The 12,935-nt window shown below is 42.9% G+C and carries 7 protein-coding genes; all 7 read right to left on the bottom strand.

Annotated elements, in window-relative coordinates:
- Window positions 1-125: 125 nt before the first annotated feature.
- Window positions 126-653 (bottom strand): DUF6586 family protein, encoded by a 528-nt coding sequence (locus ACTQ9T_RS00450; RefSeq protein WP_189585783.1) that lies wholly within the window; start codon window positions 651-653, stop codon window positions 126-128.
- A gap of 215 nt (window positions 654-868) precedes the next feature.
- Complete coding sequence (gene rpoC / locus ACTQ9T_RS00445; protein WP_010201712.1) at window positions 869-5,086, bottom strand: DNA-directed RNA polymerase subunit beta'; 4,218 nt, start codon at window positions 5,084-5,086, stop codon at window positions 869-871.
- A 185-nt stretch (window positions 5,087-5,271) separates the two neighbouring features.
- Complete coding sequence (gene rpoB / locus ACTQ9T_RS00440; protein WP_189585786.1) at window positions 5,272-9,390, bottom strand: DNA-directed RNA polymerase subunit beta; 4,119 nt, start codon at window positions 9,388-9,390, stop codon at window positions 5,272-5,274.
- Window positions 9,391-10,256: 866 nt separating this feature from the next.
- Window positions 10,257-10,628, bottom strand: a complete 372-nt coding sequence (gene rplL, locus ACTQ9T_RS00435) for a 50S ribosomal protein L7/L12 (protein WP_010201714.1) — start codon at window positions 10,626-10,628, stop codon at window positions 10,257-10,259.
- A gap of 126 nt (window positions 10,629-10,754) precedes the next feature.
- The gene (gene rplJ, locus ACTQ9T_RS00430; protein WP_010201715.1) at window positions 10,755-11,282 is read right to left on the bottom strand and encodes a 50S ribosomal protein L10; all 528 of its coding nucleotides are present in this window, start codon (window positions 11,280-11,282) and stop codon (window positions 10,755-10,757) included.
- 432 nt (window positions 11,283-11,714) lie between these two features.
- Window positions 11,715-12,416, bottom strand: coding sequence for a 50S ribosomal protein L1 (rplA, locus tag ACTQ9T_RS00425; protein WP_010201716.1), 702 nt, complete (start codon window positions 12,414-12,416; stop codon window positions 11,715-11,717).
- Window positions 12,417-12,848, bottom strand: coding sequence for a 50S ribosomal protein L11 (rplK, locus tag ACTQ9T_RS00420; RefSeq protein ID WP_010201717.1), 432 nt, complete (start codon window positions 12,846-12,848; stop codon window positions 12,417-12,419).
- Between the last annotated feature and the right edge of the window lie 87 nt (window positions 12,849-12,935).

Here is a 12,935-nt window from a genome sequence, read left to right as displayed (position 1 = left end):
ACTTTGCGAGGGTAACGGCTATTTAGCATTAAAGGGCTGGTTCAGTAATCACTGAACCAGCCCTTTTTTATTTTAAAACTATAATCTTAAAGATCTGCTTATAAAATCAGTTAAGTCCTACCCTACTAAAACTCAACCATGCCCGCACGCAACTGCTCAATCAGCTCTAAAAGCTGCTGCCGCCACTCACGTATGGTCGCCTCATCTGGCAACCATTGATTCGATAAAGTGACAACGTTAACGATAAGATCTTTTGGCTCTATCTCAACCATATTAGCATTTTCAGCCGCCGAATTATCTGGCAGTACCGCATACAGGCAACGTTGATAAGCGCGCTCTACATTGGCAAGAAAGCCTTGTTCTTGTAACTGCTGCAAGCGTTGAATTTCAGGTGACACTTGAGTACGTTCGCTCAGTGCTTGCTCGATATCTGACAAAGTGGGTGCCGTCATGTTTAAGCTATAAAAATGACCAAGCTCTTGGATAAAAGCTAAAAAACTGCCATACAAATGAAAAATAGCAGTTTCACAGTGTGCTTGATATAACTGCTTATCGTTGGTACTTCCAGCCGCTTGGCAAGATAAACGACAAAAATACAGCTTTTGGTTGGTTCGATCTGCTTGATATTTAGCAACGCGCGTTTTACCTGCCATGCTTTAATTATCCTTATATTGGGAGTTCAGTATTCATAAAAAATAAGCTACTTTTCAGTTTACTATTTTTTGAAACAGATTTCTAAGAGAATTGTCTTTCATTATATGTACTTTCAATCATTCATTTTTATCTGTTTTTCCAGCGCATAAAAAAGCCAGCAACGTAGGCTGGCTTTTTTATTAAGTTAACAATGAATCAAAGATGTCTAATACTATTAGTTATCTTGGTTCAGCTCTTGTGCAAAGGCTTCATCAAAGCTAGCAAAGTCTTTACTATCAGTGCTAGCAGTCATATCAAACGCTGCATTGAGGTCTTTGTCTTGTAGCTTTTGATCCGCTTTTTCTTTACGTGCTTTATGATAAGCAAGACCAGTACCAGCTGGAATCAAGCGACCAACGACGACGTTTTCTTTCAGACCACGTAGTTCATCGACTTTACCAGTAACGGCAGCAGCAGTTAGAACACGAGTCGTTTCCTGGAACGACGCTGCTGAGATAAAGCTTTCCGTTGCCAAGCTGGCTTTGGTGATACCTAGTAATTGACGCTCGAACTGTACTGGGAATTTATCTTCCGCTTCTAGTTTGGCATTCAACGCTTTGATATCAGCGTACTCGACCTGATCACCTTTAAAGTGACTTGAATCGCCGCCATCGGTAATTTCAACTTTGCGCAGCATCTGACGAATAATAACTTCGATGTGCTTATCGTTGATTTTTACGCCCTGCAGACGATAAACGTCCTGTACTTCGTTAACGATATAATCAGCAAGTGCCGTTTGACCTTTCAGGCGCAAGATATCGTGTGGGTTCTGTGGACCATCAGCGATCACTTCACCGCGAGCAACTGTCTCGTTTTCAAAGACGTTAATTTGACGCCATTTCGGGATCAGCTCTTCATGTACTTCACCATCTTCATTGGTGATAATAAAGCGGTTTTTACCTTTAGTCTCTTTACCGAAGCTCACCACACCTGACATTTCTGCCATGATGGCATGATCTTTTGGGCGACGTGCTTCAAACAAATCAGCAACACGTGGTAGACCACCAGTAATATCTTTGGTACCTGAAGATGCTTGTGGTACACGACCTAGGATCGAACCTGCGGCAACTTTTTCACCATCGCTCACACGAATGATGGTTTCAGCTGGTAAGAAGTAAACCACTTCTTTGCCTTCGTCTGTGTTCAAGATAATCGCAGGACGTAAATCTTTTGCTGAGCTTGAACGGTCACGAGTGGCTAGAATCTCAAACGAGCTCATACCGGTCGCATCATCAACCTTCACAGTCGCTGTTAGACCATCAGTAATATCACTGAAACGTGCTGTACCAGCAAATTCTGTGATGATAGGATGCGTGTGCGGATCCCATTTAGCGATGGTCTGGCCGCCTTCGACCTGATCTTCATCTTTCACAAGTACGCTAGAACCGTAAGGTACTTTATAGCGTTCACGCTCACGACCAAGCTCATCAGTCAACGCGATTTCAGCAGAACGCGATACGATGACTAAGTGACCATCGGTATGTTGAACCGTTTTCATGTTTTCGAAATGCGCTTGACCAGCATTACGTACAGAGATGCTGTTGTCTACAGAGGCTGAGCTTGCTGCCCCGCCCACGTGGAACGTACGCATGGTTAACTGAGTACCCGGCTCACCGATAGACTGTGCCGCCATAACACCGACTGATTCGCCGATATTCACTTTATGACCACGAGCAAGATCACGACCATAACACTGTGAACAAACGCCATGCTCAACATTACAAGTAATAACTGAACGTACCCAGATATCATCGATCGCGTTTTCATCAAGCACATTGACCCAATGCTCATCGATCAACGTACCCGCTGGAATCAATATCTTATCAGCGTCATCATTGTAAGTGACATCACGCGCGGTCACACGACCAAGTACTAGCTCACCCAATTTCTCAATGATTTCGCCACCTTGAATATGTGGTTTCATGAGCAAGCCTTGCTCGGTACCACAGTCATCACTGGTGATAACCAAATCTTGTGCAACATCAACCAAACGACGAGTCAAATAACCCGAGTTGGCAGTTTTCAATGCCGTATCTGCTAGACCTTTACGTGCACCATGCGTAGAGATAAAGTACTGTAGTACCGTCAAACCTTCGCGGAAGTTGGCTTTAATCGGTGTCTCAATGATTGAACCATCCGGCTTAGCCATCAGGCCACGCATACCAGCCAACTGACGAATCTGTGCCGCACTACCACGAGCACCAGAATCTGACATGATAAAGATAGAGTTAAATGACTTCTGCTCTTCTTCTTCACCTTGCGCGTTGATAACTTTATCGGTCGCCAAGTTATCCATCATCGCTTTCGCGACTTTGTCATTGGTACGTGACCAGATATCGACCACTTTGTTATAACGCTCACCAGCCGTCACAAAACCTTGCTCAAACTGATCTTCAATCTCGCGCACTTCGCCTTCAGCAACTTCGATGATTTGCTTTTTGCTCGGTGGAATAACCATGTCATCCAAACCGATAGACACACCAGATAACGTTGCTTGCGCAAAACCTAGATACATCAATTGGTCAGCAAACATAACACTGTCTTTAACACCTACTTTACGATAGCAAGAGTTGATCAAGCGTGAGATGTTTTTCTTCGTCATCTCTTGGTTACATTCATCAAACGTCATACCTTTAGGCATGATGTTCCAGATAAGTAAACGACCAGCAACCGTATCTTTGATACTGATTTCTTTGGTCTCGTTGCCTTCTTCATCGAAATGCGTTTCAGTCACACGAACTTTAATTTTCGCGTTTACATGCAAATCGTTTGAGCCAATCGCGCGCAATGCTTCATTGACGGTGGCAAAGATCATGCCTTCGCCTTTAGCATTCACTGATGAGCGGCTAATGTAGTACAAACCCAATACCACATCCTGTGACGGTACGATGATTGGATCGCCGTTCGCAGGTGACAAGATGTTGTTGGTCGACATCATCAAAGCACGTGACTCAAGCTGAGCTTCTAGCGTCAATGGCACGTGAACGGCCATTTGGTCACCATCAAAATCGGCGTTGAATGCAGTACATACGAGCGGATGCAATTGAATTGCTTTACCTTCGATTAGTACTGGCTCGAACGCTTGTAGACCCAAACGGTGAAGCGTTGGTGCACGGTTAAGAAGTACTGGATGCTCACGAATAACCATGGCCAGCATGTCCCACACTTGCGGCTCTTCACGCTCAACCATCTTTTTGGCAGCTTTAATTGTAGTCGCCAAACCATGAGATAATAGTTTGTTATAAGTAAATGGCTTGAATAACTCAAGTGCCATTTTCTTCGGTAGACCACACTGATGTAGGCGTAGTGTTGGACCTACAACGATTACCGAACGACCAGAATAATCGACACGCTTACCAAGTAAGTTTTGACGGAAACGACCTTGCTTACCTTTGATCATATCTGCCAAAGATTTCAATGGACGCTTATTACTACCAGTAATCGCACGACCGCGACGACCGTTATCTAGCAACGCATCGACTGACTCTTGCAACATACGTTTTTCGTTACGTACGATGATATCAGGGGCGCTCAGCTCAAGCAGACGCTTGAGACGGTTATTACGGTTGATCACACGGCGATACAAATCGTTTAGATCTGAAGTCGCAAAACGACCACCTTCTAGTGGTACTAGAGGACGTAAATCTGGTGGTAATACTGGCAAGATGGTCATAACCATCCATTCAGGTTTGTTATTAGAATCACGGAATGCTTCTAATAGTTTAAGACGCTTAGACATCTTTTTAAGCTTAGTTTCAGAACCCGTTTGCGGAATCGCTTCACGCAGCTCATCGATTTCTAAGTCTAAGTCGATATCTTTTAATAGGTCTTGTACCGCTTCTGCACCCATCTTGGCAGTGAATTCGTCGCCAAACTCTTCAAGCGCTCGGTAGTAATCTTCATCGTCAAGCAATTGGTACTTCTCTAAAGAAGTTAAACCCGGCTCAGTGACGATATAGCTTTCAAAATATAGAACGCGCTCAATATCACGTAGCGTCATGTCTAGCAAGAGACCGATGCGGCTTGGTAATGATTTTAAGAACCAAATGTGCGCCACAGGACTGGCTAGGTCAATATGACCCATGCGATCGCGACGGACTTTGGCAGTAGTGACTTCAACGCCACATTTTTCACAGATAACGCCTTGGAATTTACGGCGTTTGTACTTACCACATAGACATTCAAAATCTTTTACTGGGCCAAAAATTTTGGCACAAAAAAGACCATCACGCTCAGGCTTAAACGTACGATAGTTAATGGTTTCAGGCTTTTTCACTTCACCATGCGACCATGACTTGATCACGTCAGGTGAGGCCAAAGTAATTTGAATGCTATCAAACTCTTGATTACCGTTGCCGGTAGGGCTTTGCATGATATCGAGTAAATCTTTCAAGTTGCTTCTCCGTTATCTTTATAATCATCTGACAGCGTACTATTAACGCGGATAAGATGAATGAAGGCAATGAATAGGGTTGAGATAAATGGCTAAAAGCAGCAGCAATTTAGCATACTGCTTTTAGCTAACCACTAAGGTTAATAACTGACTGCAATAATCTTAATTCAGTCAGCCAGCCATTCTTAATGGGTTTGTTTTAACTCAATGTTAATACCCAATGATTTGATTTCTTTGGTCAAGACGTTAAACGATTCAGGCATACCTGGATCCATATATTGCTCACCATCGACGATGTTTTTATACATACGGGTACGGCCTTCAACATCATCCGATTTCACTGTCAACATCTCTTGCAGCGTGTAAGTCGCGCCGTAAGCTTCTAGTGCCCATACTTCCATCTCACCGAAGCGCTGACCACCGAACTGTGCTTTACCACCAAGTGGCTGCTGCGTCACTAGTGAATAAGAACCGGTTGAACGTGCATGCATTTTGTCATCAACCAAATGGTTAAGCTTGAGCATATACATGTAGCCGACGGTTACTTGACGATCAAACTTCTGACCCGTACGACCATCATACAACGTCTGCTGACCGTTTCTGGCTAGACCAGCAAGCTCTAACAAGTCTTTGACTTGATGCTCATGCGCACCATCAAATACTGCCGTGCCCATCGGTACACCGCCACGCAAGTTGTCTGATAACGCCATGATGTCGTCATCACTCAAGCTATCTAGATCAACTTGTTCACCGCCTACTTTGTTATAGATTTGGTCTAAGAAATCACGTAAGTCTTTGATCGCGGCTTGTGCTTTGAGCATGCCGTCAATTTTCTCGCCCAAACCTTTTGCTGCCATACCCAAATGCGTCTCTAGCACCTGACCGATGTTCATACGAGACGGAACACCTAGTGGGTTCAGTACGATGTCAACGGTATTACCATTTTCGTCATAAGGCATGTCTTCGACCGGCATAATGCGCGATACAACACCTTTGTTACCATGACGACCAGCCATCTTATCACCAGGCTGAATACGACGCTTAACCGCTAGATATACCTTAACGATTTTTTGTACGCCATGTTGCAAGTCATCACCGGCAGTCAATTTGCGTTTTTTCTCAGCAAACTTCACATCGATGTCTTTTTGCTTATCAACTAAGTAATCAGCGATTTGCGTTAAACGCTCAGAGATTTCTTCTTCAACTGGCTGAATATCAAGCAAAGTCTCAAGGCTCATATCTTTCATATCAGCCAATGCCATCACTGTACCGGCTTTTAGACCTGAACCACCACTGACTTTTTGACCATCAAGCAAATTACCAATACGACCACGAGCGGCTTCTTCAAAGATACGTAGCTCTTCTTTTAAATCTTTACGGTAGCTATCAAGCTGTGATTTTTCAATCGCTCTTGCACGCGCATCTTTTTCGACGCCATCACGGGTAAAGACTTGAACGTCAATAACCGTACCTTTGCTTGATGTTGGAACACGCAAAGACGTGTCTTTAACATCAGCGGCTTTTTCACCAAAGATAGCCCGGAGGAGTTTCTCTTCTGGCGTTAGTTGTGTTTCACCTTTTGGCGTCACTTTACCAACTAAGATATCACCAGCGTCAACTTCAGCACCGATATAAACGATACCCGCTTCATCAAGGCTTGATAGCGCCGCTTCACCAACGTTTGGAATATCGGCAGTAATCTCTTCAGTACCTAGCTTGGTATCACGCGCCACACAGGTCAATTCTTGAATATGAATAGTGGTGAAACGATCTTCTTTAACCACTTTTTCAGATAACAAGATTGAATCTTCGAAGTTATAACCATTCCACGGCATAAATGCGATGCGAATGTTCTGACCCAATGCCAACTCGCCAAGATCCGTTGACGGACCATCAGCCAAGATATCACCTACAGCAATAGCATCGCCTTGGTTAACGATAATACGTTGGTTGATACAAGTGTTTTGGTTAGAACGCGTATATTTAACTAAGTTATAGATATCAATACCGGCTTCACCAGCAATCATCTCATCTTCATTTACACGAACCACAACACGTGAGGCATCAACGTCTTCGATCACACCACCACGCTTAGCGATGACACAAACACCAGAGTCACGAGCAACGTGACGCTCCATACCCGTACCGACTAACGGCTTATCAGCACGTAGCGTAGGAACAGCCTGACGCTGCATGTTCGAACCCATCAAGGCACGGTTAGCATCATCATGCTCTAGGAACGGAATTAGGCCAGCTGCAACTGATACGACCTGACTTGGTGACACATCCATATGCGTCACTTTTTCTGGCGGCATGCGAACGAATTCACCATAGCTACGCACACTGACCATTTCATCAGATAACGCGCCTTCTGCGGTTACTGGTGAATCAGCCTGTGCAATGACTGTACCTACTTCTTCAATGGCGGATAGATATTCAATAACATCTGTGACTTTACCATCAACCACACGGCGATAAGGCGTTTCTAAGAAGCCAAAGCTGTTGGTTTTAGCAAATGTTGCCAATGAGTTGATAAGACCAATGTTTGGACCTTCAGGAGTCTCAATTGGGCATACACGGCCATAATGGGTATCATGTACGTCACGTACTTCAAAGCCTGCACGTTCACGAGTCAGACCACCGGGTCCTAATGCTGATACACGGCGCTTATGGGTAACTTCAGACAACGGGTTGTTCTGATCCATAAACTGTGACAACTGGCTTGAACCAAAGAACTCTTTAACCGCAGCCGCAACAGGCTTTGAGTTAATCAAATCTTGTGGTGACAAGTTATCAGATTCCGCTGAGCTTAAACGCTCTTTAACTGCACGTTCAACACGCACTAGACCAACACGGAATTGGTTTTCTGCCATTTCACCAACCGAACGAATACGGCGGTTACCTAGATGGTCAATATCGTCGACTTCGCCGCGACCGTTACGAATTTCGATCAGCTCTTTTAGCACGTTAACGATATCGGCATTGGTCAATACGCTACGTTCGCGCTGGATATCTGGATCATCCGTGTTATCAAATTCTAACCCTAGACGACGGTTGAATTTCATACGACCAACATTTGATAAGTCATAACGATCAGCGTTGAAGAACATACTATCAAATAGTTTTTCAGCAGTTTCGACCGTTGGTGGCTCACCTGGACGCATGACCTTATAGATTTCAATCAATGCTTCTTCACGGCTTGAAGTACTGTCAGCACGTAACGTATCGGCAATATAACTGCCTTGATCGATATCATTGGTAAACAGAATGCTGAACTCTTTGATAGAGTCACTGGCTTCAAATGCGCTTAATTTAACCAATAATTCATGGTCAATTAACGTATTGGCTTTAGCGATGACTTCATCGTTAACGACGATGTCTTCGGCCAAAATACGCTCATATAAGTATTCATCAGGGATAGAGATTTTAGTCATACCTGCTTCTTCAAGCTGACGGATACGACGGGCATTGATACGTTTGCCCTGCTCTACGATGACGTCACCTTCAGGTGATACGATATCGAACTGAGCCATCTCGCCACGCAGACGATCTGCAACCAGATCAATCTCAAACTGCTCTTCACCTTTATAAACCGCTACTTTATCAAAGAAAAGATCTAAGATTTCAGCAGTGCTCAAGCCTAGGGCACGAAGGATAATAGATGCCAGTAATTTACGACGACGGTCAATACGAGCAAAGACTAAGTCTTTTGCATCAAATTCAAAGTCAAGCCATGAACCACGGTAAGGGATGATACGTGCGTTATAAAGCACTTTACCACTTGAATGTGACTTACCTTTATCATGGTCAAAGAACACGCCAGGTGAGCGATGTAATTGCGATACGATAACACGCTCAGTACCATTGATAATAAAGGTACCGTTTTGGGTCATCAATGGGATTTCACCCATATAGACACTTTGCTCACGGATATCTTTGATTGCCGCTTTACTGTCTTTGTCTTTGCTGTCTTTATCTTTGATAATTAAGCGGATTTTGACACGCATTGGTGCTGCAAACGTTGAGCCACGTAAGATACACTCACGCTCATCAAACTCAGGATCGCCCAAATAATATTCAACGAATTGTAACTCAGCATTACCAGAGTGACTCTCAATTGGGAAAATAGAGGAATACGCAGCTTGCAGGCCACTATTCTCACGAGCTTTTGGCTTTTTATGCTCTTGCAAAAATTGCTCGTAGGAATCTACTTGAATAGACAGTAAATAGGGAATGTCCATCACAGTGGGCAATTCAGCAAAACTTTTGCGAATACGCTTTTTTTCAGTATAAGAATATGCCATCGAGAGTCCTTACAGTAAACGTGGAAACAAATTGAAAGCGTGGCCAGCATGCATCAATACTATTTGATATTAATATTATGCAAACTTGGCAACGTAAACGATAATATAAAACGGGTGTTAATACTCAGCTAGTGACTGTTTATCCATTCGTACAGGTGATACATTGGTATGTGCTTCATCAGTGCGCCACTATGACACTATCATTTAATGTTACAACTGCATTTAATGTTACAACTGCATTTAATGTTACAACTGCATTTAATGTTGCAACTGCATTTAATCTTACAAATCAATCTAGTCTTCTCATCAGTATCTAAGCCACTCTGTATGATGGTTAAGACCGACAGTTTCAATATAAGTCAATCTATAATAAATTGATTTATAGGTTAATACTTACCAATACTCTTGAGAAGAAACAACTTCTATTAGGGTTATCCTAATCTATTTACCATCAAAACCAATGTCGTCGCTGATATATACCGTCTACGAGCCTACCTACTGACAGTAAAACCATGCTAAATGGATAACCTAAGATTAACAGCTTTTCAGAATTAATAATAATTGGGGTAACTATAACTTTTAGAATCAGTATAAACTATAGTGTTAATGGGAAAGCATGCAGACACAAAAAAATGCCAAACATCTATGGACGTTTAGCTGATATTAACTGATTTCAAAAACTGGTATGTGTGCTTGCACTGTGTTTATTTGCATAGCTATTGTCTGTCCTTTTGATGGGTATCCACCGTGTTGTTGCATACGTATGTTGGCAGACACAAAAGGTCAAGCTACGAATTATAATAAAAAAAAGCTGGCAATGCAAGGCATTACCAGCTTTTTTTGTACAACACTAAGATAAGCTCAGCTTATTTTAGTTCAACAGTTGCACCAGCTTCTTCAAGTTTCTTTTTCAACTCTTCAGCTTCAGCTTTGTTAACGCCTTCTTTGATTGGAGCTGGAGCGCTTTCAACCAAATCTTTCGCTTCTTTCAAGCCAAGACCAGTAGCTTCACGTACGGCTTTAATAACGCCAACTTTCTTCTCGCCAAAGCTGGCAAGAACTACGTCAAACTCGTCTTTTTCTTCAGCAGCAGCAGCGGCAGGGCCAGCAGCAGCAGGTGCAGCAGCAACAGCAGCTGTTACGCCGAATTTTTCTTCCATGTCGCTGATTAACTCAACGATATCCATTACTGACATTTCAGCGATTGCGTTTAACACATCATCTTTAGATAGTGCCATGAGAACTCTCCGTTATCTGATAAAATTTAATTGATTTTAATATCGCTTTGATTGTTTGCCAAATTTTCAAATAGGGTTGGCAATAAAGTACAATCAGCGATGTCAAAGTTACGTTAAAACAAGCAATTAAGCAGCTTCTTTTGCGTCTTTGATTGCCGCTACAGTGCGAACGAACTTGCCAGGAACAGCGTTCATAGTCTGGACAAGCTTGGTCACTGGTGCATTCATAGTAGCCATCAAGATAGAGATTGCTTCGTCGCGAGTTGGTAGCTTCGATACGCGCTCTAGCTCTTCTGGACCATAAACAACACCACCGACTGATACTAATTTGGTCTCTAAAGCTTTGTTATCTTTGCTAAAGTCGAAAACGACTCGAGCAGCAGATCCCAAATCTTCCATAGAGAAAGCCAAAAGTAGTGGACCAGTCATACGGTCTGACATGCTCTCAAACTTAGTGCCTTCAAACGCGCGTTTTGCTAGGGTATTTTTTACCACTTTCAAAATCACGCCTTTCTCACGGGCTTGTTCGCGCAGCTTAGTAAGCTTTGCAACACCAATACCGTGATATTCGGCAGCTACTGCTGAGTAAGCATTAGCAGCAACTTCAGACACTTCAGCCACAACTTGTTGTTTTTGCTCTAGCGTTAATGCCATAAGTTGACTCCTTTAATCTTATCAGTCTGCTCAGTATTTTAATTCCTGAAAACCGAAATTTTCAATTATTAAACCACTGAATTAGACTGACTTGATACGACACGTTATTCATAAATTCTATAAAAATAAAACCTACTCGTAACGACTGATTACGGCACCGTTATCAGAATGACATCAAGTGATAGATTGAACTATCGGCTTTTATCAACAACTGGGTGGATCACCGTCTGCGTAGGACAACTAAGATTTTCATCTGTGGTCGATTAAAAAAAGCAGCTTGTTATCATATTTAACCATTCGAAAATTGCTATCTATGACACTAAACCACTCTCTACCTACGGTCTTAGACAGCGTAGCATATGCTACGCTGACCTAATTTTTTAGAATTTTTTTGTATTCATTATTCAAAATATTTGAAGAGTGAATACTTAATTATTTAGCAGTGCGATAAGGAACAGCATCAATAGTGATACCTGGACCCATAGTGCTAGACAAGGTAATTTTCTTAATGAAAGTACCTTTAGACGTAGCAGGTTTAGCACGTTTTAGATCTGTGATTAATGCTTCAGCATTTTGAATAACTTGCTCAGCAGTGAAACCAACTTGACCAATAGTAGTATGAATGATACCCGCTTTGTCTACACGATACTGTGCTTGACCAGCTTTGGCATTTTTCACAGCTTCAGCAACGTTTGGCGTTACTGTACCAACTTTTGGGTTAGGCATTAGGCCACGTGGACCTAAGATAGTACCTAACTGACCAACAACACGCATTGCATCAGGAGCAGCAATAACGATATCAAAGTCCATGTTGCCAGCTTTGATTTGTTCTGCTAGGTCTTCAAAACCAACGATGTCAGCACCAGCTTCTTTGGCGGCTTCAGCAGCAGCACCTTGAGCAAATACAGCAACGCGTTTGGTTTTACCAGTACCAGCAGGTAGGTTGGTAGCGCCACGAACGACTTGATCAGATTTACGTGGGTCAACGCCCAAGTTTACTGCAATGTCGATAGACTCTTTGAATTTTAGTGCTGGCAAATCGTTTAAGATTTGAACCGCTTCTTCAATCGTGTATAACTTTTCGTTTTCTACACGCTCAGCGATTAACTTTTGACGCTTAGTAAGTTTACTCATTTACACACCCTCCACGGTAATACCCATTGAACGTGCAGTACCAGCGATGGTACGAACAGCAGCATCAAGATCAGCAGCAGTTAAATCTGCATCTTTAGTCTTAACGATATCTTCTAATTGTGCACGGTCAACTTTACCGACTTTAGCGGTGTTTGGCGTACCAGAACCTTTAGCGATACCAGCAGCCTTACGTAGTAAGTATGCAGCCGGTGGTGACTTCATGATAAAGGTAAAAGACTTATCGCTATATACAGTGATCTCAGTAGGAATCGGTAGACCCGGCTCTTGGTTTGAGGTTGCAGCGTTAAATTCTTTACAGAATGCCATGATGTTCACGCCTTTTTGACCCAATGCTGGACCAATCGGTGGTGAAGGATTTGCTTTGCCTGCAGGCACTTGCAGTTTGATGTAACCATCAATCTTCTTAGCCATGATACTCTCCTAAATGGGTAATAGCGCCAAATCAACGTGGTATAAACCTTATTGACTAACAGCTCCCCGGTTGATGAATCTTTACGG

Source organism: Psychrobacter sp. ASPA161_6, from assembly GCF_051970285.1.
In the GTDB taxonomy this organism is placed as follows: domain Bacteria; phylum Pseudomonadota; class Gammaproteobacteria; order Pseudomonadales; family Moraxellaceae; genus Psychrobacter; species Psychrobacter glaciei.
The sequence above is the reverse complement of the archived record's forward strand: the minus strand, read 5'-3'. Positions and strand labels throughout refer to the sequence as shown.